The sequence below is a fragment of the Streptomyces aurantiacus genome (assembly GCF_027107535.1).
Taxonomy (GTDB): domain Bacteria; phylum Actinomycetota; class Actinomycetes; order Streptomycetales; family Streptomycetaceae; genus Streptomyces.
In genome coordinates this window covers 8,482,179-8,502,949 of the sequence record NZ_CP114283.1, presented here as the reverse complement: position 1 = coordinate 8,502,949, position 20,771 = coordinate 8,482,179, and the positions used below count along the sequence as shown (strand labels likewise).

Genomic DNA, 20,771 nt, shown 5'->3' with positions numbered 1-20,771 from the left:
GCGGGGCTGTCGTGTCGGTCACAGCGGCCCCGCCTTCTCGTGTGCTAGGGTTCTTAACGAAACGTTTTTGGTACCCATTAACTTGTGCGCCTGAAAGGATTCCTCTCTCAGGCGCGTTTTGTTTTTCCGGTCATTTCCGGATGGGAGCCACACACCTATCCAAGGAGAAATGACATGGCTACTGGCACCGTGAAGTGGTTCAACAGCGAAAAGGGCTTCGGCTTCATCGAGCAGGACGGCGGCGGCGCCGACGTCTTCGCCCACTACTCCAACATCGCCACCTCTGGCTTCCGTGAGCTGCAGGAGGGCCAGAAGGTCTCCTTCGACGTCACGCAGGGTCAGAAGGGCCCGCAGGCGGAGAACATCGTCCCCGCCTAATTCCGGGACGCGCATCACGCGAGCCGGGGTCCGCACCTTCGGGTGCGGGCCCCGGCTTGTGCTGTCCGTGTGTCCTTTGCGCGGGAAACCGTGAGGCCCAGGAAGGAATTCCAGATCCAGCATGACTCGATCCGAACGTCCTGAACGACCCACCGGCGGGCGCCCGGTGAATTCCCGGGGTTCCCGCGGCTCTCGTGGCACACGCGGCGGAAGCCCGGCGGCTTCCGCGAACAACGGCGGCAGGAACGCACGCAAGAAGCCCGCCGCGCAGTCCACCGCGCCGCGCGAGTTCACCCTCCCGCAGACGCTCACGCCCGCACTGCCCTCCGTCGAGTCCTTCGACGCGCTGGACATGCCGGCCGCGCTCACCAAGACCCTCACTGCCCAGGGTGTGACCGAGCCCTTCCCGATCCAGGGCGCGACGCTGCCCAACTCCCTCGCGGGGCGGGACATCCTCGGCCGGGGCCGCACCGGCTCGGGCAAGACCCTCGCCTTCGGCCTCGCGCTGCTCGCCCGCACGGCCGGCCGTCGTGCCGAGTCCAAGGCACCGCTCGCGCTCGTCCTGGTGCCCACGCGCGAGCTGGCGCAGCAGGTCACCGACGCGCTCACGCCGTACGCCACGTCCGTGAACCTGAGGCTCGCGACCGTCGTCGGCGGGCTCTCCATCGGCAAGCAGTCCGGTCTGCTGCGGCGCGGGGCCGAGGTGCTCGTCGCCACGCCCGGGCGCCTCAAGGACCTGATAGACCGCGGTGACTGCACCCTCGCGCAGGTGGGCATCACCGTCCTCGACGAGGCCGACCAGATGGCCGACATGGGCTTCATGCCCCAGGTCACGGCGCTCCTCAACCAGGTCGAGCCGGACGGGCAGCGCATGCTGTTCTCGGCGACCCTGGACAAGAACATCGACAAGCTCGTACGGATGTACCTCACGGACCCCGTCGTGCACTCTGTCGATCCCTCGGCCGGCGCGGTGACGACGATGGAGCACCACGTGCTGCACGTCGCCGACGAGACGGACAAGAAGGCCGTCGCGATGCGGATCGCCGCCCGCGACGGGCGCGTGCTCCTCTTCGTCGACACCAAGCGCTCGGCGGACCGCTTCACCAAGCGGCTGCTCGCCAGCGGCGTACGGGCCTCCGCCCTGCACGGCGGACGCTCCCAGCCGCAGCGCACCCGCACCCTCGACCAGTTCAAGACCGGTCTGGTGACCGCCCTGGTCGCCACCAACGTGGCGGCACGCGGGATCCACGTCGACGACCTCGACCTCGTCGTGAACGTCGACCCGCCGACCGACCACAAGGACTACCTGCACCGCGGCGGCCGTACCGCTCGCGCGGGGGAGTCCGGCAGCGTGGTCACGCTGGTCCTGCCGGAGCAGAAGCGGGAGATGACCCAGCTGATGGTCAACGCGGGCATCAGCCCGCGCACGGCCCGCATCAAGTCCAGCGACGACGAACTCGTACGGATCACGGGTGCGCGGGAGCCGTCCGGCGTCCCGGTCGTCATCCCCGTGCCGGAGCCCGCGGTCGCCCAGCCTTCGCAGGCGAAGTCGCGGAGCCGGCGCGGTGGGGGCGGTGGTCGCGGAGCGGCCGCGGCCGGTACGCGCTCGGGCGGCGGTGCCGGTGGCGGCGGCCGGTCCGGGGCCGGTGGTGGTACCCGTACCGGTGCCGGCGGGGGTACACGCTCCGGATCCGGCGCGGTGGCGGCTTCCCGTGGTCGCTCGGGCGCGGGTTCGCGTACGCGCGGCGGGCAGGGCGGCGGCGGGCGCCGGTCCGCCTGAGAGTTCGTGGGAAGTGGCCGTCGGGCGGCCGCGTGTTCGACGCGGCCGCCCGCGCGGTGCCCCGCGCCCCCTTCGAGGGGGCGCCCCCGGCGGCCCGGCCCCGCTCAGTACTCAGTACAGGGTCGTGCGCTCCCTGCGGATCGAGTAGACGACGAACCCCGCCCCGAGGCCGAGGAACAGGGTTCCCCCGGCCACGTACGGGGTCGTGTTGAAACTTCCCGTGTCGGCGAGCCGGGTGCGGGTGTCCGTGGACGCGCCCCCGGTCGTCTCGGCGGAGGTCTCCTCGGACGCCACGGTGGACGTGTCCGCCGTGGTGCCGAGCATCGAGGTCGTCGTCGTCTGTGTTCTGTACTCCGCGGGTTTGTCGTCCGTCGCCTTGGCGGACGGAACGAACCACAGGGCACCCAGGAGGGTCCCCGCGGCGGTGGCGGTCAGCAACGATCGACGTGCGGACACGGAATATCGATCCCCTTGTGACGCTGGCGAATTGGCCGTGTGGGGCGATGTTAGTGAAAGGTGCGGGTCACGGGAAAGTCACGGTGGCCATGAGCCGTACGCTCCGACGTATGAGCACACCTGAGACATCACGTTTTGTGCGGTTGCGCGTCGAATTGATCATCGAGGTCGAGGACGAGAACACCCTCACCAAGGCGGCGCTGGGGCGCATCGCCGAGGACCCCGAGATCCCGGCCGACGAGCGGACCCACGCCGAGAGCGCAGTGACGGAAGACACGGCCGAGGCCCTGGCGTACCTGGTCGACCCGTTCGACCTGGTCGGGGACCTGCCGGGGGTCGAACTCGCGCAGGCGTCGTGGAGCAGCGAGCGGATCGACTACGACCCCGATTCGCCGGATTGGGATCTCGACGAGGATGATGGCGCCGGAGACGAGGAAGAAGCGACCGGCTGACGCCGCTTGGGAGAATCGTGACCCCGGGCGGCAACCGCCACCCGGGGTTCTGTCGTCTCACAGGACGCAGTGACCGACACCCGCACCAGGCGTATCCCCGTGGATCGACGTGGCGTGCCCCACACCTGTGATGGATGTGGAACGGGACGAACCGGTCGTAGCGTTGACAGGTGTTACGGGGACTCTCGGGCTTTTGGGGAATCGGCGACGATGGAGAAGCGTGTGATGACGGACAGTAAGCGGCGCAAGGGCCTCACGGTCGCGTCCGCACTGCTCGGCGGGGTGCTGGTGCTCTCTGCGTGCAGCGGAGGCGGCAGCGACGACCCGAAGGGTGAGGACGGGGGGAACGGCTCCTCGCAGTCCAAGGTCGACGAGGCGGCGGCCGAGAAGGCCTCCGAGGCCCAGATCAAGATCACACCCAAGGACGGCTCCGACAACGCCTCCATCAACAGTGCCGCCGCGGTCACTGTGACCAAGGGCACACTGACCGATGTGACCATGAAGACGAGCGCCGGTGCGGCGGTCGAGGGCGAGATATCCGCGGACAAGAAGAGCTGGAAGCCCAGCGGCCAGCTGGAGCGCGCCACCGCCTACAAGATCGCCGCGACGGCCAAGGACTCGAGCGGCCGCGCCGCCCACGAGAACGCGTCGTTCACGACGGTCTCGCCGGCCAACAGCTTCATCGGCAACTTCACGCCCGAGGACGGCTCCACCGTCGGCGTCGGCATGCCGGTCTCGATCACCTTCGACAAGGCCATCACCAACAAGGCCGACGTGCAGAAGGGGATCACCGTCTCCTCCAGCAGCGGCCAGGAGGTCGTCGGTCACTGGTTCAACGCCAACCGTCTCGACTTCCGCCCCGAGGACTACTGGCAGGGCAACTCCACTGTCACCCTCAAGCTGAAGCTCGACGGTGTCGAGGGCGCCGACGGCGTCTACGGCGTGCAGCAGAAGACGGTCACCTTCAAGATCGGCCGCAACCAGGTCTCGATCGTCGATGCGAAGACCAAGACCATGAAGGTCACGCAGGACGGCAAGACGATCCGGACCATCCCGATCTCCGCCGGCTCGCCCGAGAACAAGACGTACGAGGGCAAGATGGTGATCTCCGAGAAGTTCAAGGAGACCCGGATGAACGGCGCGACCGTCGGCTTCACGGACGACGACGGCAAGGGCGAGTACGACATCAAGGACGTTCCGAACGCGATGCGTCTGTCGAACTCCGGCACGTTCATCCACGGCAACTACTGGGGCGCCAAGTCCATCTTCGGCAGCGTCAACACCAGCCACGGCTGCGTGGGCCTGTCGGACACGAAGGGCGCGAACGACCCGAACACCCCGGGCGGCTGGTTCTTCAGCCACTCGATCCTCGGTGACGTCGTGGACGTGCGGAACACCGGCGACAAGACCGTGGCCCCGGACAACGGCCTCAACGGCTGGAACATGGACTGGGCGGCGTGGAAGGCCGGTTCGGCCGTCTGACCCGAACACGCCTCGTCCCGAGGGCGGTTGCTCACAGAGCAGCCGCCCTCGGCGTTTTCACAGCGGGCCCAAAGCGTCCACGAGGTCCGCACTCCTTCTCATCCTTCTCTTATGCGGGCCTTATCCCGCCATCACGCGGCGTCCCTAGCTTGCGGCCATGTTCTTCACCTACCTGAGGCGCGAACTGCGCCGCCGCAGAAAGGCGGCGCTCGTCGTCGCCTCCGGACTCGCCCTCGGCATCGCCCTGGTCATCGTGGTCAGCTCCGTGTCGTCCGGCATGGAGAAGGCGCAGGGCAAGGTCCTCCAGTCGCTGTACGGGCTGGGCACGGACATGACGGTCACCAAGGCGGCCCAGGCGCAGTCGAGCACGGGCGAGCGCCCGCGCTTCCAGTTCGACGCCCGGGGCAGTGACTCCGAGGACGAGCAGAGCAGCGACCGCGTCATGGTGCAGGGCTTCCAGACCCTGGCCGCGAGCACCGTCGCCGAGGTCGGTGCGCAGAACGGCGTCGCGGACGCCGTCGGCGGACTCAGCCTCCAGGTCGTCAAGGTCAGCGGCCAGTTCCGCCAGGGCGAGTTCCAGCAGGACCAGCAGCAGAACGGCGGCGGCGGGCAGGGCGGCGGACCCGGCGCCCAGCAGTCCCCGCAGGGCCGTGTCGAGGGCGGCGGCGCCGACTTCGACGTCAACAACTACTCCGTGTACGGCACGGACGTCACCGAGCCCGCGCTCGGCCCGCTCACCTCGTCGAAGATCACCAGCGGCCGGACGTTCAGGACCTCCGAGACCGACGCGAAGGTCGTGGTCGCCGACAGCTCGTACGCCAAGGAGAAGAAGCTGGCGCTCGGCGACAAGGTCACCGTCAAGGGCGTCAAGTACGAGGTCATCGGCATCGCGACGCCCGACAGCGGGGACGCGGCCGCCAACCTCTACCTCCCGCTCAAGCAGGCCCAGACGCTCAGCGACTCCAAGAACAAGGTCACCACGATCTACGTCAAGGCGTCCGACTCGCAAGCGATCGGCACCGTCAAGTCGACCATCCAGAAGAACATCGACGGTACGACGGTGACGACCTCCGCCGACCTCGCCGACACCGTCTCCGGCTCCCTCTCCACCGCCTCCGACCTCGCCTCGAACGTCGGCAAGTGGCTGTCGATCGCGGTGCTCGTGGCTGCCTTCCTGGTGGCGGGACTGCTCACCTCGTCGGCGGTCTCCCGCCGGGTACGGGAGTTCGGCACCCTCAAGGCGCTCGGCTGGAAGTCCGGCCGCGTCACCCGGCAGGTCGTCGGTGAGGCCGTCGTCAACGGCCTCGTCGGCGGCGCCCTCGGTATCGCCCTCGGCCTCGCCGGCGCCTACGCCGTCACCGCGGTCAGCCCGACGCTCCAGGCCGAACTCGGCTCCACGGGCGGGGGACCGGGAGCGGGCGGCCCCGGCGGCGGCATGGGCGGACCGGCCCGGCAGACGGCGTCCAAGGCCCTCGACGTGGCACTGACCGCGCCCGTCGCCCTCAGCACGATCGCCGTCGCGGTCGGCCTCGCCGTCGCCGGCGGTCTGATCGCGGGCGCTTTCGGCGGCTGGCGGGCCTCCCGGCTCCGCCCGGCGGACGCCCTGCGCCGCGTCGAGTAGCCGTAGCCCGAACGCCCCCGACGCGCCGCGCCCCGTCAGGGGCGCGGGGAACAAGCGCGACCGGCCACAGACGGCCCGCACCCCTCGCGCTCGCCCCGCGGAGCGCATCCGCACACCAGACCTCAGGAGTCGCACCATGTACGAACTCACCGGCGTGACCAAGCGCTACAAGCGGGGCAAGGAGACCGTCGACGCGCTCGACGGGGTCGACCTGACCATCGGGGACGGCGACCGTCTGGTCATCCAGGGCCCCACCGGCGGCGGCAAGTCGACCCTTCTCCAGATGCTCGGCGGCCTCGACCGGCCCACCTCCGGAAGCATCGAACTGGACGGAACGGATCTCGCCAGACTGTCCGAGACCAAACTCACCGGTGTGCGCAGCGAGAACATCGGATTCGTCTTCCAGAGCTTCAACCTCATTCCCACTCTCACCGCCCAGGAGAACGTGGAGACCGCCCTCGTACCTCTGCGGACGAAAGTGAAGGAACGGCGCGAACGGGCCGCCGCCGCACTGGAGTCCGTCGGGCTCGCCGAGCGGCTCGGCCACCTTCCGGCCGAACTCTCCGGAGGCCAGCAGCAGCGCGTCGCCATCGCCCGCGCCCTGGTCAAGCAGCCGAAGGTGCTGCTCGCCGACGAACCCACCGGCAACCTCGACGAGTCCATGCGCGACGAGATCATGGACGTACTCGACACCATGTGGAAGGAACACGGGCTCACTTTCATCATGGTCACGCACGATTCCGCGATCGCGAAAAAGGCGCCGAGGGTCGCCACGATCCGGAAGGGAAAGATCACCGTCCGGGAAAATGCGAACTCTTGACTCTCGTCTCACTATTGAGCACCTGTTCACCCCCCGGCATACTGAGTATTCCGGGGGGATGCGCGCGAGCATGCGTACGGGATGTCCCCCGGCCGGATGAACGGGGATTCATCCCGGACCTGATCTCCAGGGGGAGACTTGCGCAGACAAGTGAAAAGAGCGTGCGCGGCCACGATCGCCACGGCGGCGGCCGTGGCGCTGGCGGCGGGCATGACCAGCCCGGCGTCGGCGGAGGCCAAGCGCACTGGTGGTGACGCGGCCCTGCAGACCGTGCCCAAGCACCGCATCACCCTGATCACCGGCGACCGTGTCGTCGTCGACGACAAGGGCCGGGTCACCGGTCTGGAGCGGGCCAAGGGCCGCGAGGGGATACCCGTCCAGATCCGCAAGGCCGACGGACACACCCTCGTCGTGCCGGCCGACGCCGCGCGGCTCATCGCCACCGGCAAGCTGGACCAGCGGCTCTTCGACGTCACCGAGCTCAACAAGTCGGCGAGCCGCAAGGCCCAGAAACAGGGCCTCAAGCTGATCGTCGGCTACCGCGGCGCGGCAGCCGCGGCGAAGGCGGACGTCCGCGAGGCCGGTGAAACGAAGGTCCGCAGGACCCTCAAGTCGCTGAACGCGGACGCGGTGCTGACGCCGAAGGCCGACGCCTCCGACCTCTGGTCCGCGGTCACCGACTCGCAGGGCGGTGACGCGAAGACGGCCTCGGGTATCGCCCATGTGTGGCTCGACGGCGTCCGCAAGGCCAGCCTCGACAAGTCCGTCAAGCAGATAGGCGCCGACAAGGCGTGGGCCGCCGGGTTCGACGGCAAGGGCGTCAAGATCGCCGTCCTCGACACGGGTGTCGACGCGACCCACCCGGACCTCAAGGGCCAGGTCGTCGCAGAGAAGAACTTCTCGACCGCTCCCGACGCGACCGACAAGTTCGGCCACGGCACGCACGTCGCGTCCATCGCGGCCGGCACGGGCGCCAAGTCCGCGGGCAAGTACAAGGGTGTCGCGCCCGGTGCCACGCTGCTCAACGGCAAGGTGCTCGACGACAACGGCTTCGGTGACGACTCGGGCATCATCGCGGGCATGGACTGGGCCGTGGAGCAGGGCGCCGCGGTCATCAACCTCAGCCTGGGCGGCGGTGACACGGCCGAGATCGACCCGATGGAAGCCCAGGTCAACAAGCTGTCCAAGGAGAAGGGCGTTCTCTTCGCCATCGCCGCCGGCAACGACGGCGAGTTCGGCGAGCAGACGGTCGGCTCCCCGGGCAGCGCGGAGGCCGCGCTCACCGTGGGCGCCGTCGACGACGCGGACAAGCTGGCCGAGTTCTCCAGCACGGGCCCCGGCCTCGACGGGCAGATCAAGCCCGACGTGACCGCGCCCGGCGTGGACATCACGGCCGCTTCCGCCCCGGGCAGCGTCATCGCCGACGAGGTCGGCGAGAAGCCGGCCGGTTACGTGACCATCTCGGGTACGTCGATGGCCACCCCGCATGCAGCGGGCGCCGCGGCGATCCTGAAGCAGCAGCACCCCGACTGGACGTACGTCGAGCTCAAGGCCGCGCTGACCGGCTCCGCCAAGGGCGGCAAGTACACGGCGTTCCAGCAGGGTTCGGGCCGGATCCAGGTCGACAAGGCCATCAAGCAGACCGTGATCGCCGAGCCGTCGTCGCTGAGCTTCGGCATCCAGCAGTGGCCGCACACCGACGACACCCCGGTCACCAAGAAGGTCACGTACAAGAACCTCGGGACGACCGACGTCACGCTGAACCTCACCGCGGCCGGCACCGACCCGAAGGGGCAGGCCGCACCGGCCGGCTTCTTCACGCTCGGTGCCAAGACGCTGACCGTCCCCGCGGGCGGCACGGCCTCAGCCGACCTCACGGTCAACACCAAGCTGGGCGGCACGCTCGACGGCGGCTACTCGGCGTACGTGAGCGCGACCGGCGCCGGCCAGAGCGTGCGCACGGCAGCGGCCGTGCAGCGCGAGGCCGAGTCGTACGACGTCACGCTCAAGATGATCGGCCGTGACGGCAACCCCGCGAAGTACTACAACGCCGACCTGACCGGTGTCTCCGGTCTCGCCGCGGAGAAGTGGTTCGAGCCGTACGACGAGTCCGGCACCGTCAAGGTCCGGGTGCCCAAGGGCGGCTTCATCCTCAACTCGGCGTTCTTCGTCGACCCGGAGGACTTCACCAAGGGCGCCGACTGGGTGGCCCAGCCGAAGCTGAGCATCACCAGGAACACCACGATCACGGTGGACGCGCGGACGGCGAAGCCGGTGGACATCACCGTGCCCGACCCGGACGCCAAGTCGGAGTTCGCCTCGCCGGACTACACCGTCGACGTCGGCAACAACAGCTACGGGTTCGGCTGGTGGCTGGACACGTACGCCAACTTCCGTACCGCGCACGCAGGTCCGGAGGTCACCGACGGTTCGCTGTACCAGCAGTGGGGCAGTCACTGGGCCAAGGACGGTGAGGAGTACAACACCGTCGCGGGCGGCAAGGTGAAGAAGCTCGCCACCGGATACACCAAGCACTACAAGGCGAGCGAACTGGCCACGCTGAAGGTCGGCCTGGGCGCCTCGACGAGCGGCAAGAAGGGCGCGGTCACCACCTTGGGCTGGCTGCCGGGCAGCTCCAGCGCCTCCGCGATCGGTGTCCCGCAGACGCTGCCCAGCACGCGGAAGGTGCACGTCTCCACCGCGAACGGCGTGAAGTGGGAGCAGAACTTCGAGCAGCACGGCGGGGTCGACCCGGACGGCTTCCCGATCATCGAGGCCTACTACACGCTCGGCAAGTCGCAGACCTTCACGGGCGGCAAGAGCTACGAGAAGACCTACAACACGGCCGTCTTCGGCCCGCGTCTCGGCTCCGGCTTCGGCCTCCAGCGCGAGGGCAACGACATCTACGGTGTCGTCCCGCTGTTCGCCGACGGCAAGACCCACGCCGGCTCCTCGCTCTTCTCCTCGGTCACCACGACGCTCTACCGCAACGGCACCAAGGTCGGCTCGAACACGGACCCGCTGTTCGGCGAGGGAGTCTTCAAGGTTCCGGCCGGTGACGCCTCGTACAAGCTGACCACCTCGGTCAAGCGCAGCGTCAAGGTCGCGGCGGCCTCCACCCGCATCGACGCCAGCTGGACGTTCCGCTCCAAGAAGGTCGAAAGCGCCAAGCTGCCGGCCTCCTCGGTCCGCTTCAACGCGCCCGTGAGCCTGGACAGCACGGCCCCGGCGGGCAAGAAGGTCTCCGTCCCGGTCACCGTCCAGGGTTCGGCCGCGGGCAAGAACCTGAAGTCGCTCGCGACGTACGTGTCGTACGACTACGGCCAGACCTGGAAGAAGGTCACCGTCAAGAACGGCAAGATCAGCGTGACGAACCCCGCCAAGGGCAAGGGGATCTCGTTCCACGCCAAGATCACCGACAAGAAGGGCAACAAGTCGACGATCTCGATCTACAACGCGTACTACGGGAAGTGAGCCGCCGGGGCCGGCCCCTCGGGGCTGATCCCCTGGTTCGCTGAACGCTGACTTACGCGAACGGCCCGTCGGAAGCAGAGCCTCCGGCGGGCCGTCCGTGTTTGTGTGGGGGCATGACCGCGCACACCGTTGAGTACATCCGGTACCTCATTCCCGAGCAGCAGTCGGCGGAGTTCCTCGCCGCCTACACCCGGGCCGCCGCGCAGCTCGCGGCGGCCCCGCAGTGCGTCGACTACGAACTGGCGCGCTGTGAGGAGGACTTCGAGCATTTCGTGCTCCGCATCACCTGGACGTCCACCGAGGACCACATCGAGGGCTTCCGCGAGTCCGACCTCTTCACCGACTTCGTCGCCGAGATCGGCCCGTTCGTCGGGTCCATCCAGGAGATGCGCCACTACAAGCCGACGACCGTACGGGGCACGGGGGCGTCCGTGCCCACGCTGTTCTCCTGGGCCGGGGGCGCCGAGGCCTTCACACGGCTCACCGAGGTCTTCTACGACAAGGTCCTCAAGGACGACGTCCTCGCGCCCGTCTTCGAAGGGCTCGCCGCCGAGCACGCGTCCCATGTCGCGGCCTGGTTCGGCGAGGTCTTCGGCGGCCCGGCGGCCTACTCCGAGACGCAGGGCGGGCACGGCCACATGGTCGCCAAGCACCTGGGGAAGAGCATCACGGAGGTCCAGCGGCGGCGCTGGGTCAACCTGCTGCAGGACGCGGCGGACGAGGCGGGCCTGCCGACGGACGCCGAGTTCCGTTCGGCGTTCGTCGCGTACGCGGAGTGGGGGACGCGGCTCGCCGTGCACTTCTCCGGACCCGACGCGGCGCCTCCGGCGGAGCAGCCCGTCCCGAAGTGGACGTGGGGCGCCGCCCCGCCGTACCAGCCGTGACCGTGCTCATCGGATGCCGGACGCCGGACAGGCTGAATCCCTCAGCCTGTCCGGCGTCCGGCGTCCGGCATCGGGCGTCCGAGGACGAGCACGGGCGGGCGGCCCAGGCGGGCCCAGGCGGGCCCAGATGGACACAGGGAGAGCTACGCCCGAGGCGTCGAGGACCCCGCCCGGGTGGCGTCCGTGCCCCAGCTGGCGAGCAACCGCAGCCCCTCGGCCGACGGCGACCCCGGCTCCGCGTGATACGTCACCACCGACTGCTCATCGTCGTCGGGGAGCCGGAACGTCTCGAAGGACAGAGTGAGCTCACCCACCAGCGGATGATGCAGCCGCTTCACCCCGTGGCTCTTCTCCTTGACGTCGTGCGTCGCCCAGAGCCGCCGGAACTCCTCGCTCTTCACCGACAGCTCACCGACCAGCGCCGACAGCCGGGGATCGTCCGGATGGCAGCCCGCGTCCATACGCAGAAAACTGACGATGTCGGACGCCTTCTGCTCCCACTCCACGAACAGGTCGCGGTACTCGGGCTTGAGGAACACCATCCGCGCCCAGTTCCGCTCGTGCGCGGGCAGCTCCGCCCAGTCACCGAACACGGCGGCGGCCATCCGGTTCCACACGAGGATCTCGGAGCGCCGCCCCACGACGTACGCGGGCACACTGTCGAACGTGTCGATCAGCTGCCGCATCGCCACCCGCACCTGCTGCGGCCGGGCCGACGGCTTCTTCTTGTGCTGCTTGGGCTTCGCCAGATGAGTGAGATGCGCGTGCTCGGCCCCGCTCAGCCGCAGTGCGCGCGCGATCGCGTCGAGCACCTCCGCCGACACGTTCCGTCCGTTGCCCTGCTCAAGACGGGTGTAGTACGCCACGGAGACCCCGGCCAGCTGCGCCAGCTCCTCACGGCGCAGCCCCGGCACACGGCGGTGCCGCCCGAAGTCAGGCAGCCCCACGTCCTCCGGCTTCAGCCGCGCCCTGCGCGTGCGCAGGAACTCGCTGAGCTCGGCACGCTGGTCCAGCGGCCGCCCCGGCACCTGTCCGGCCGCGCCCGCGGAGTCCTGAGAGGGCTGTTCGTCCATACGTCCAGTATTCACGGTGGTACGCACACGAACCTGCCCCTGCCAGTAGTAGGACCAGCGAACGTACGCAGAACCGTGGTCTGGGTGACGGCCGGGAAAGAGGGCAGGCTGTAGCACGTACCCGGCTGGAAGGCAGGCCGGGCGCAGATCCACCTCTTAGGAGAACCCTCCGCATGACCACTGTCGCCGCATACGCCGCCCCCGCCGCCAAGGCTCCCCTGGAGCGCACGACCGTCGAGCGTCGTCCGGTCGGCGAGCACGACGTCCTCATCGAGATCAAGTTCGCCGGCATCTGCCACTCCGACATCCACCAGGCCCGCGAGGGCTGGGGCGAGGCCATCTTCCCGATGGTCCCGGGCCACGAGATCGCCGGCGTCGTCACCGAGGTCGGCCCCGGTGTCACCAAGTTCACCGTCGGCGACCGCGTGGGCGTCGGCTGCATGGTCGACTCCTGCCGCGAGTGCGAGAACTGCAAGGCCGGCCTGGAGCAGTACTGCACCCAGGGCAACGTCGGCACGTACAACGCCCTCGACAAGAACGGCGAGGTCACCTACGGCGGCTACTCGACCCACATCGTCGTCGACGAGGCCTTCACCGTCCGTATCCCCGAGGGCCTGGCCCTCGACGAGGCCGCGCCGCTGCTGTGCGCCGGCATCACCACGTACTCCCCGCTCAAGCACTGGAACGCCGGCCCCGGCAAGAAGGTCGCGATCCTCGGCATGGGCGGCCTCGGCCACATGGGCGTCAAGATCGCGCACGCGCTCGGCGCCGAGGTGACCGTCCTGTCCCAGTCGCTCCGCAAGCAGGACGACGGCCTGAAGCTGGGCGCCGACCACTACTACGCGACCAGCGACCCGAAGACCTTCGAGGAGCTGCGCGGCTCCTTCGACCTGATCCTGTCGACGGTGTCCGCCACGCTCGACCTGGACGTCTTCCTGTCCCTCCTCAAGACGGACGGCGCCTTCGTGAACGTGGGCGCGCCCGAGGAGCCGGTCTCCCTGAACCTCTTCTCGGTGATCGCCGGCCGCAAGACCCTCGCCGGGTCGGGCATCGGCGGCATCCAGGAGACCCAGGAGATGCTGGACTTCTGCGCCGAGCACGGCTTCGGCGCCGAGATCGAGCTGATCAGCGCCTCCGAGATCAACGAGGCGTACGAGCGGGTGCTGAACAGCGATGTGCGGTACCGCTTCGTGATCGACACCGCGACGATCTAGCTCCACCGGAGTCCGGGCGCCGGGTGCGGTTCCCGCCACGGTTTCCGACCGCGCCTCTGGAGGACAGGGCTGTGCTCTGTCCTCCAGAGGCGTTCGACGGTGCCGTGACCCGTCAGCCCAGCAGGCCGAGGGCCTCGCGGTAGTCGTCATGGGCCTCGCCGTACTGCTTGGCGGCGACAAGGAACATGGAACGGTCGGTCAAGGCCCGCGCCAGCGCCTCCCGGCTCTGCTCCTTGCCGGCCGTGCCGGCCTCGTCGGCTGCGGCTGCGGCTGCGTCGGCCGCGTCGCGTGCGAGCGCCACACCTTCGTCGAAGAGCGGGCGGAGGGGCTTGAGGATGAGGTGGGAGCGGTTCTCCCGGCGGACAGCCGCACGGATGGTGAGCCTCCGGTGCAGGGCCACCGCTTCGGGCAGACGTCCCGACGGCTCTGCCCGGGCGGCCTCCTTCAGTCCGGCGGCCTGTTCTTCGAGGGCGGCCAGGCCGTCGACGTAGGCCTGCTGGACGTCGGGCGACCAGTCGAGGAACGGGGAGCCGAACGGAGGCGCCGGGGACCCGGGACGCGGCGGGGGTTCCGCGGACCGGCCCGACAAGGCGTACAGGGTGACCCACCACGTCAGGATGTTGCTCCAGCTCTCGCGTTCCCCGGTCCTGTCCAGCTCGGACAGGAAGGCGAGGGCCTCCAGTCGGGCGGCCCGTGCCTCGACGCGCTGCCCGGCAGCGTCCAACATCCCTGCACGGTGGACGAGTTGCCATATCAGGATGGCCAACGCGGTGCCGTTCCGGGCGGCCTTGGCGCGGGAGACCGCCACGATGTCCGCGAAGACCTCCAGTGCCGCGTCGTGGCATCCGGCGGCGTCCAGTTCGGCCGCCCATTCGAGCAGCTCCCACGAAGAGGCCTCCGGGGCCTCCGAACTCTCCGAGGTCGCCCGGGATTCCGAGTCCTCTGCCGAGCTCTTCGAACGAGCGATTCGTACCGACTCCCCGCAGAGTTCCGCGGCCTCCCGGTGTCGTCCTTCCTCGGCCAGGACGACAGCCAGCGGTCCCTGCCCGTAGACGGGGCTCGACACCTGGCCGTGTGTGAAACCCCACCGCCCGGCCTCTGCCATCTCCTCACACACGGCGAGGGCCTCCGCCCGCTGTCCGGCGGCACAGAGCTGGCGCCGGTACGTGGACAGAGCACGCACCAGCAACTCGGTCCTGTTGTGTTCGCCCGCGTCGATGCGCCGGGCCGCGGCAGCCGCCTCGGCGTGCCGTGCCAGTCGTACGTCCGGCAGGTCCCGTACCTCCGGCTCGTATCCGTAGGAGAGCAGTGCCTCCGTCAGTTTCGGCAGGTAGGTCAGCGGACTCACCGCCGACAGCACCCGGTAGGCCTCGACCTGCCGGCCGACGTCCGGCCTGCCTGATCCGAGCAGCATCGTCCGTGCGCGCAGCACCGCATCCTGATCGACGTTCTCGGTGTGATCCATGTCGGCGATTCTGAGGGTCCGGTCACGGGCCCAACAAGGCGTGCGAGCTGTGCCGTTGGTCCTACGAAAACAGCCTCTGACCTGTCATGATGGGTACGATATCGCCGGTCGCGCCGCTGTCACGGAAGCGACTGTGAACGCCCGGAGTCCTCGCCTCGTCACAGGAGGCTCTCGTCCCGGACGACCCAGCCCGCGCCCAACTCTCGCCGCAGCGCGCTCAATGCCGCGTGCGCCTGCTGTTTGAAGAGCTGAAGCTCCTCGTCGGACCACGGCGAGGGATCAGGCGGGTAGTCCCAGTCGATCGACGACTGGTACCGCTCGGACAGCCTGGCCAACTCCGCCCGTGTCACCGGGCTGATCGGCAGCCGCTCCAGCCGGCAGGGGTAGCCGTACGGACTGGCCATGTCCTCCGGCCACAACGGCGTGTCCACGCCGGCCTCGAAGAAGAATCGCAGGTAGTGGGTCACGCGGCATTGTCCCAGGCACCCGCGGGCTCTGTACGGACGGAGGCCGCGGAGCGACCCGGTGATCCAGACCGAGTCGCGCTCATAGAACCTGCGGGGCACGGCCACCGCCGCGGACGGCGGCCACCTCCATGTCGACTACTGCCGCAGGCACTTCTACCTCGCCGAAGGATCACTGCCGTCGGTGGTCGGCAGCCCGCACGGAGGCATGCCGACCACCCGGTCACACGCGCAGGCGGGCCAGTACGTCGTCCCCGACGGCGTAGGGACGCTCCTGGGGCAGCAGACGGGCTGCGGAGTCCAGATCGCCGGCACGGACGAGTGCGTGGATCTCGTGGGCGAGCGGAGTCACGTCTCTGATGGCGACCGTCCACTCGTCCGCGTACCGTCGCACGGCCTCGCCGGAGAGACCGAGCTGCAGCGAGCGGTGGGGCAGTGGCCGGAGCCGCAGATCACGCTCGGGATCCCACTGCACCCGCGCCGACGCCTGCCGCAACTGCCGCTTCCAGTCGGCCTGGTCGGCATGCAGCCCGCGGACGTAGTGCGACAGACAGGCGTCACGCAGCGCCCACTCGAACCCCTCCCGGCGGATCTCAAGGCCCAGAACAGTCTCCTGCCCGGCCTTGGCGCCCCAGCCGCAGCGGTACATCATCCACAGGAAGGACGGCTTGATCCATGTCATCCGATCCCGCTTCCACGCCGCGGGGAAGCGTCCGTCCCGGGCCGCGGGCAGGCCGATCTCCGGGGAGTACGCCTGGTAGACGGTGATCGTGGACTCGGTGTGGAGCGCACGGATCATGCGTTGCGGTTCTTCCATGCGGTACAGGGTGGGGCCGGCGGATTCCTGCATGCCATCGGTTTTCGACCGTGTGACCCATCCCGGCAGCGACGGTTCGACGTTCAGCGACCCTGTCGGCGTGAGGGCGGACCACAGGGTGGTGCACTGATCGCGGTGGCCGGTGGTCGCCGGGGCACGGCCGGTGGGGCGGGTACGGAATCGCCTGGAACCCTCACGCGTTGTGGGGAGTGGGCAGGTAGTCGGCGGTGTGCGAGCCGAGAACAGCCCGAGTGACCGAGCTGACAGATATTGGAGGGGCCGCAATGGCTGCGCAGACGCAGAAGGCCGTGCTGGCGGGTGGGTGCTTCTGGGGGATGGAGGACCTGATCCGCCGGCTCCCGGGGGTGACGGCGACCCGGGTCGGATACACCGGGGGCGACGTGCCGAACGCGACGTACCGTAACCACGGTACGCACGCGGAGGCCATCGAGATCCTTTTCGACCCTGAAGAGACCAGCTTCCGCGCGATCCTGGAATTCTTCTTCCAGATCCACGATCCGAGCACCAAGAACCGTCAGGGCAACGACATCGGCCTCAGCTACCGCTCGGCGATCTACTACGTGGACGACGAGCAGAAGCGGACCGCCGAGGACACGATCGCGGACGTGGACGCCTCCGGACTGTGGCCGGGCAAGGTCGTCACCGAGGTGGAGCCGGTCGGCCCCTTCTGGGAGGCCGAGCCCGAGCACCAGGACTACCTGCTGCGTTACCCGGAGGGCTACACGTGCCACTTCCCGCGCTCGGGATGGCGGCTGCCGGCTCGCGCGGAGAGCTGACCGCGCGAGGCGGCCCGGAGACGACCGGGCCGCGGCTCCGCAGCCGGGCCTTCCCGCGCCCGCGGGGCCGGTGGTGACCCGGTGCCGAAGAAGGGCGCCGACCGCGGACAGAGCCGGGGAAGGGCAACAGCGAGTGGATGAGCGCCGTCCGGGGCGGCGGAGGGCGCGCCCCGGGCTCCGCTCAGTGCGACAGCGTGGCCGGGCTGCCGCCGTTCGCCTCGTATCCCGCCACCGCCAGGGCCCGGTACACCGCGTAGTCCGCCGCCGGGTCCGACGTCAGCGTCCAGGGGAGGGCGCCCACGTGGCCGTCGACGTGCACCAGCTGGTTCATCGCCTCCGACCAGCGCTCGCCGCGGACCAGGAAGAAGATCAGCAGATGGCGGACGTGGGCGAGCATCGGGTCGTCGGAGCGGGCCGAATGGACCGCGAACAGCCCGCCGTGGACCGCCTTGGTCACGACCTCGCTCTGGTAGAAGCCGCTGACGAGATTCACCTCGGGCAGGTGCTCGAAGACCGCGAAGAGCGGCATGGCGGCGAGGAGGGACCCCTGGGGGGCGCGCGCCGCGGCCGCCTCCGCGAACGAGTACGCCGTCTCCCGTGAGCCGTGCCACTTCTCGCACCAGTAGTGCAGCGCCGCCAGATGCGCCCCCATGTGCGCGGGCGTCCGGTCGAGGATCTTCAGCCAGAGCTTCTCGAACTCCGGCTGGGAGTACGCGAGCCCGCGGGCCACCGACAGCTCGATGACGTACGGGATCGGGTCGCCCGGCGCCAGCAGTGCCGCCTCGCCGCAGGCCGCCCGCGCCTCCTCCATGATGATCCGGAACTCGTCGGTCCCCGGTGTCGACGTGCGCCACGCCTGCTGCACCAGGAACTCGGCGTGCACGGCGGCGCCGCCCGCGTCCTTGGGCTTCTCGGCACGCCACACCCGCAGCCACTGGCCGCCGGGGCTGTCGCTCACCCCGCCGGGGCGCTGCTGCAGCTCGAGCGAGGCGGCGCCCGCGAAGGCCTGGACGCGCTGCCAGCGCCGCTCGCCCTCCGACTCGGTGCCCGCGAGGAGCTGTGAGGCCGCGCGGTAGTCCTGGCCGCGCTGCACCAGGTCGAGGACCTCCAGCAGATCCTGGTCGGGGCCGGGCATGCGGATGTCCAGCTCCTCCTGGCGCAGGAAGCCGTAGTTCGCCGGGTCGGCGGCGTCCGGGTCGCCGGGGGCGACCTGCGTGATTCCGGCACGCCTGCGCCTCAGGATCGGCCCCAGGGCGAACCCGATCATGAGCAGCGCCATCAGGACCCAGAGAATCTCCATACGACAAGCGAAGCAGACGCCTCCGGCAATTGGCCAACCAGGTCGGCCGCTTCTGTGGAAAACCTTGCCGGAGGGGCGGGAAGGGCGAGGTCGCCGAGCGGTCCGCGGCCCGGTGTCCGGCCGCTCGCCGTCACAATCCCCGCGGGCGCATTACCCTCGGTGCCCATGAGCGACAGGCACATCAGCCAGCACTTCGAAACCGTGGCGATCCACGCGGGCAACACCGCCGATCCCCTCACCGGCGCGGTCGTCCCGCCGATCTACCAGGTTTCGACCTACAAGCAGGACGGCGTCGGCGGTCTGCGCGGCGGCTACGAGTACAGCCGCAGCGCCAACCCCACCAGGACCGCCCTGGAGGAGAACCTCGCGGCCCTGGAGGGCGGCCGCCGCGGGCTCGCGTTCGCGTCCGGACTGGCGGCCGAGGACTGCCTGCTGCGTACGCTGCTCAGCCCCGGCGACCACGTGGTCATCCCCAACGACGCGTACGGCGGCACGTTCCGTCTCTTCGCGAAGGTCGTCTCGCGGTGGGGGGTGGAGTGGTCTGTCGCCGACACCAGCGACCCCGCGTCCGTGCGGGCCGCCATCACCCCGAAGACCAAGGCCGTCTGGGTGGAGACCCCCTCCAACCCGCTCCTCGGCATCACCGACATCGCCGCCCTCTCGCACATCGCGCGTGAGGCCGGCGCGAAGCTCGTCGTCGACAACACCTTCGCCAGCCCGTACCTCCAGCAGCCGCTCGCGCTCGGCGCGGACATCGTCGTGCACTCGCTGACCAAGTACATGGGCGGCCACTCCGACGTCGTCGGCGGTGCCCTCGTGGTGGGCGACCAGGCGCTCGGCGAGGAGCTGGCCTACCACCAGAACGCGATGGGCGCGGTGGCCGGCCCCATGGACGCCTGGCTGGTGCTGCGCGGCATCAAGACGCTCGCCGTCCGCATGGACCGGCACAGCGAGAACGCGACCAAGGTCGCCGAGATGCTCACCCGGCACGCGCGCGTGACGCGTGTCCTGTACCCGGGCCTCCCGGAGCACCCCGGCCACGAGATCGCCGCCAAGCAGATGAGGTCGTTCGGCGGCATGGTCTCCTTCCAGGTCGAAGGCGGCGAGGAGGCGGCCGTCGAGGTCTGCAACCGCGCCAAGGTGTTCACGCTGGGCGAGTCCCTGGGCGGCGTCGAGTCCCTGATCGAGCACCCGGGGCGCATGACGCACGCGTCCGTGGCCGGGTCGGCCCTCGAGGTCCCCGCCGACCTCGTCCGCCTCTCCGTGGGCATCGAGAACGCCGACGACCTCCTTGAGGACCTCAAGCAGGCCCTGGGCTAGGCGACCGCGGCCAGTGAAGCCCGCACGGCCTGCACAGCGCTGACCCGTGGCGTCCTGGGCGGCAGGCAGAGGCACGGGCCTTCGGAGGCCGGCGGGGGCTTCGGCGGGCCTCACCGGTTCGCCGTCGGCCGTCGGTCTCACCAGCCGGTCAGCGGTGGAGTCGTCTCCGACGGCGGCTCCACCCATGGCTGGGCGATCGACGCCCACACCACGAAGGCCACGGCCGCCGCGAGCAGCAGCAGCCAGACCAGCAGACGCGCGGCCCTTCGGCGGCGCAGCATCCGCCCGCCCCTGCGCACGGCCTCCGGGTACAGCTCGGGCGGTACGGGCGGCTGGGGCTCCTCCAGGATGCGCCGGACATCGGCCTCCCTGCGGTTCACCGGGCTCATGACGGCGCCACCTTCGCGATCACCGGGGCGGCCTCCCGCGGCGGATGCAGCAGCGTGGCCATGGCTCGGGCACAGATGGCCCGTACCCGATCGGTGGGCAGCCCCAGCAGTGCCGCGGCCTGCTCCTCGGCGACGCCCTCGTACATGCGCAGCACGAGGATCAGCCGTTCCTGCGGGGTGAGGCAGTACAGGACGCTGCCGTGGTCCGTGCGGCCGCGGGTGTGGGCCCGGCCGAGGCCGCCGTACTGGTGCCAGGCACCGCGCGCGAAGCGCACGGCCAGGTGCTGCCGGGTCCGGTCGTACGGGTCCTCGCCGTGCAGCCGGTCCCAGGTGGCGTACGTGTGGGCCAGGGCCGCGGTGAGCAGGCGCCGCGCGCGCGGGTTGTCGTCCGGGGGCTCCGCGGTGAGCAGCGTCGCGGCATGCAGCAGCCGCCCTCCCGCGCCCGCGACGAATGCCTTGAACTCCCGGGCACGGCGGGCGTTCCGGGACGCCTGCCGCTCTCGCACCGTGCCTCCCGACGGTGGGGAACCGGGCCCTGGATGCGTACGCCGAGGACAGCCGCGTACGACAGGACCCGGTCTCATA

The 20,771-nt window shown here is 69.8% G+C and carries 19 protein-coding genes; 11 read left to right on the top strand and 8 right to left on the bottom strand.

Annotation, left to right across the window (positions count from 1 at the left end; genetic code table 11):
• Positions 1 to 174 precede the first annotated feature (174 nt).
• Positions 175 to 378: a cold-shock protein gene (locus O1Q96_RS39475; protein ID WP_003969786.1), complete on the top strand. Its 204-nt coding sequence runs from the start codon at positions 175 to 177 to the stop codon at positions 376 to 378.
• A 121-nt stretch (positions 379 to 499) separates the two neighbouring features.
• Positions 500 to 2,158 (top strand): DEAD/DEAH box helicase, encoded by a 1,659-nt coding sequence (locus tag O1Q96_RS39470; protein WP_269252679.1) that lies wholly within the window; start codon positions 500 to 502, stop codon positions 2,156 to 2,158.
• 111 nt (positions 2,159 to 2,269) lie between these two features.
• Here the strand turns inward: O1Q96_RS39470 and O1Q96_RS39465 are convergent, their stop codons facing one another.
• Positions 2,270 to 2,614: an LPXTG cell wall anchor domain-containing protein gene (locus tag O1Q96_RS39465; protein ID WP_269252678.1), complete on the bottom strand. Its 345-nt coding sequence runs from the start codon at positions 2,612 to 2,614 to the stop codon at positions 2,270 to 2,272.
• A gap of 110 nt (positions 2,615 to 2,724) precedes the next feature.
• On the opposite strand from O1Q96_RS39465, the gene O1Q96_RS39460 reads away from it, so the two are divergent.
• The 6 genes from O1Q96_RS39460 to O1Q96_RS39435 all read left to right on the top strand — a co-directional run bounded on the left by O1Q96_RS39460 (position 2,725) and on the right by O1Q96_RS39435 (position 11,347).
• Positions 2,725 to 3,066, top strand: a complete 342-nt coding sequence (locus tag O1Q96_RS39460) for a hypothetical protein (protein WP_269252677.1) — start codon at positions 2,725 to 2,727, stop codon at positions 3,064 to 3,066.
• A 210-nt stretch (positions 3,067 to 3,276) separates the two neighbouring features.
• On the top strand, positions 3,277 to 4,548 hold the full coding sequence (locus tag O1Q96_RS39455; protein WP_269252676.1) for a L,D-transpeptidase: 1,272 nt from the start codon (positions 3,277 to 3,279) through the stop codon (positions 4,546 to 4,548).
• 157 nt (positions 4,549 to 4,705) lie between these two features.
• The gene (locus tag O1Q96_RS39450) at positions 4,706 to 6,169 is read left to right on the top strand and encodes an ABC transporter permease (protein ID WP_269252675.1); all 1,464 of its coding nucleotides are present in this window, start codon (positions 4,706 to 4,708) and stop codon (positions 6,167 to 6,169) included.
• Between the two features lie 136 nt (positions 6,170 to 6,305).
• Positions 6,306 to 6,989 (top strand): ABC transporter ATP-binding protein, encoded by a 684-nt coding sequence (locus O1Q96_RS39445; RefSeq protein WP_269252674.1) that lies wholly within the window; start codon positions 6,306 to 6,308, stop codon positions 6,987 to 6,989.
• 150 nt (positions 6,990 to 7,139) lie between these two features.
• A complete protein-coding gene (locus tag O1Q96_RS39440; protein ID WP_269252673.1) occupies positions 7,140 to 10,463 on the top strand; it encodes a S8 family serine peptidase in 3,324 nt (1,107 codons plus the stop codon).
• 113 nt (positions 10,464 to 10,576) lie between these two features.
• On the top strand, positions 10,577 to 11,347 hold the full coding sequence (locus O1Q96_RS39435; protein ID WP_269252672.1) for a group II truncated hemoglobin: 771 nt from the start codon (positions 10,577 to 10,579) through the stop codon (positions 11,345 to 11,347).
• Between the two features lie 143 nt (positions 11,348 to 11,490).
• Here O1Q96_RS39435 and O1Q96_RS39430 read toward each other — a convergent pair whose 3' ends face one another.
• Positions 11,491 to 12,420, bottom strand: coding sequence for a helix-turn-helix transcriptional regulator (locus O1Q96_RS39430; RefSeq protein WP_269252671.1), 930 nt, complete (start codon positions 12,418 to 12,420; stop codon positions 11,491 to 11,493).
• A gap of 173 nt (positions 12,421 to 12,593) precedes the next feature.
• On the opposite strand from O1Q96_RS39430, the gene O1Q96_RS39425 reads away from it, so the two are divergent.
• Complete coding sequence (locus tag O1Q96_RS39425; protein WP_269252670.1) at positions 12,594 to 13,634, top strand: NAD(P)-dependent alcohol dehydrogenase; 1,041 nt, start codon at positions 12,594 to 12,596, stop codon at positions 13,632 to 13,634.
• A gap of 112 nt (positions 13,635 to 13,746) precedes the next feature.
• Here O1Q96_RS39425 and O1Q96_RS39420 read toward each other — a convergent pair whose 3' ends face one another.
• From O1Q96_RS39420 to O1Q96_RS39410, 3 genes are all read right to left on the bottom strand, one after another.
• Positions 13,747 to 15,099, bottom strand: a complete 1,353-nt coding sequence (locus O1Q96_RS39420) for a hypothetical protein (RefSeq protein WP_269252669.1) — start codon at positions 15,097 to 15,099, stop codon at positions 13,747 to 13,749.
• Positions 15,100 to 15,257: 158 nt separating this feature from the next.
• On the bottom strand, positions 15,258 to 15,566 hold the full coding sequence (locus tag O1Q96_RS39415; protein WP_269252668.1) for a hypothetical protein: 309 nt from the start codon (positions 15,564 to 15,566) through the stop codon (positions 15,258 to 15,260).
• A gap of 220 nt (positions 15,567 to 15,786) precedes the next feature.
• The gene (locus O1Q96_RS39410) at positions 15,787 to 16,380 is read right to left on the bottom strand and encodes a DUF4291 domain-containing protein (protein WP_269252667.1); all 594 of its coding nucleotides are present in this window, start codon (positions 16,378 to 16,380) and stop codon (positions 15,787 to 15,789) included.
• Between the two features lie 284 nt (positions 16,381 to 16,664).
• Between O1Q96_RS39410 and msrA the strand changes: the two genes are divergently transcribed.
• Entirely contained in the window at positions 16,665 to 17,177 is a 513-nt protein-coding gene (gene msrA / locus O1Q96_RS39405) for a peptide-methionine (S)-S-oxide reductase MsrA (protein ID WP_269252666.1), read from the top strand.
• Positions 17,178 to 17,358: 181 nt separating this feature from the next.
• Here msrA and O1Q96_RS39400 read toward each other — a convergent pair whose 3' ends face one another.
• Positions 17,359 to 18,477 (bottom strand): hypothetical protein, encoded by a 1,119-nt coding sequence (locus O1Q96_RS39400; RefSeq protein WP_269252665.1) that lies wholly within the window; start codon positions 18,475 to 18,477, stop codon positions 17,359 to 17,361.
• A gap of 165 nt (positions 18,478 to 18,642) precedes the next feature.
• Between O1Q96_RS39400 and O1Q96_RS39395 the strand changes: the two genes are divergently transcribed.
• Positions 18,643 to 19,797, top strand: a complete 1,155-nt coding sequence (locus O1Q96_RS39395) for a cystathionine gamma-synthase (RefSeq protein ID WP_269252664.1) — start codon at positions 18,643 to 18,645, stop codon at positions 19,795 to 19,797.
• A gap of 137 nt (positions 19,798 to 19,934) precedes the next feature.
• Here the strand turns inward: O1Q96_RS39395 and O1Q96_RS39390 are convergent, their stop codons facing one another.
• Together O1Q96_RS39390 and O1Q96_RS39385 are read right to left on the bottom strand one after the other, a co-directional pair.
• Complete coding sequence (locus O1Q96_RS39390; RefSeq protein ID WP_419587015.1) at positions 19,935 to 20,186, bottom strand: hypothetical protein; 252 nt, start codon at positions 20,184 to 20,186, stop codon at positions 19,935 to 19,937.
• Positions 20,183 to 20,692 carry a sigma factor-like helix-turn-helix DNA-binding protein gene (locus O1Q96_RS39385; protein WP_269252663.1) on the bottom strand — a complete coding sequence of 170 codons (510 nt, stop codon included), beginning with the start codon at positions 20,690 to 20,692 and terminating at the stop codon, positions 20,183 to 20,185. Before O1Q96_RS39385 ends, O1Q96_RS39390 begins: the two co-directional genes overlap by 4 nt.
• Positions 20,693 to 20,771: the final 79 nt, after the last annotated feature.

What these genes read in the sequence shown, in the direction of transcription:
- O1Q96_RS39425 (WP_269252670.1), top strand. Translation starts at nt 12,594, where the DNA reads ATGACCACTGTCGCCGCATACGCCGCCCCCGCCGCCAAGGCTCCCCTG.
- O1Q96_RS39430 (WP_269252671.1), bottom strand. Translation starts at nt 12,420, where the DNA reads ATGGACGAACAGCCCTCTCAGGACTCCGCGGGCGCGGCCGGACAGGTG.
- O1Q96_RS39410 (WP_269252667.1), bottom strand. Translation starts at nt 16,380, where the DNA reads ATGGAAGAACCGCAACGCATGATCCGTGCGCTCCACACCGAGTCCACG.
- O1Q96_RS39390 (WP_419587015.1), bottom strand. Translation starts at nt 20,186, where the DNA reads ATGAGCCCGGTGAACCGCAGGGAGGCCGATGTCCGGCGCATCCTGGAG.
- O1Q96_RS39475 (WP_003969786.1), top strand. Translation starts at nt 175, where the DNA reads ATGGCTACTGGCACCGTGAAGTGGTTCAACAGCGAAAAGGGCTTCGGC.
- O1Q96_RS39455 (WP_269252676.1), top strand. Translation starts at nt 3,277, where the DNA reads ATGGAGAAGCGTGTGATGACGGACAGTAAGCGGCGCAAGGGCCTCACG.
- O1Q96_RS39435 (WP_269252672.1), top strand. Translation starts at nt 10,577, where the DNA reads ATGACCGCGCACACCGTTGAGTACATCCGGTACCTCATTCCCGAGCAG.
- O1Q96_RS39400 (WP_269252665.1), bottom strand. Translation starts at nt 18,477, where the DNA reads ATGGAGATTCTCTGGGTCCTGATGGCGCTGCTCATGATCGGGTTCGCC.
- O1Q96_RS39460 (WP_269252677.1), top strand. Translation starts at nt 2,725, where the DNA reads ATGAGCACACCTGAGACATCACGTTTTGTGCGGTTGCGCGTCGAATTG.
- O1Q96_RS39395 (WP_269252664.1), top strand. Translation starts at nt 18,643, where the DNA reads ATGAGCGACAGGCACATCAGCCAGCACTTCGAAACCGTGGCGATCCAC.
- msrA (WP_269252666.1), top strand. Translation starts at nt 16,665, where the DNA reads ATGGCTGCGCAGACGCAGAAGGCCGTGCTGGCGGGTGGGTGCTTCTGG.
- O1Q96_RS39445 (WP_269252674.1), top strand. Translation starts at nt 6,306, where the DNA reads ATGTACGAACTCACCGGCGTGACCAAGCGCTACAAGCGGGGCAAGGAG.
- O1Q96_RS39420 (WP_269252669.1), bottom strand. Translation starts at nt 15,099, where the DNA reads ATGGATCACACCGAGAACGTCGATCAGGATGCGGTGCTGCGCGCACGG.
- O1Q96_RS39450 (WP_269252675.1), top strand. Translation starts at nt 4,706, where the DNA reads ATGTTCTTCACCTACCTGAGGCGCGAACTGCGCCGCCGCAGAAAGGCG.
- O1Q96_RS39470 (WP_269252679.1), top strand. Translation starts at nt 500, where the DNA reads ATGACTCGATCCGAACGTCCTGAACGACCCACCGGCGGGCGCCCGGTG.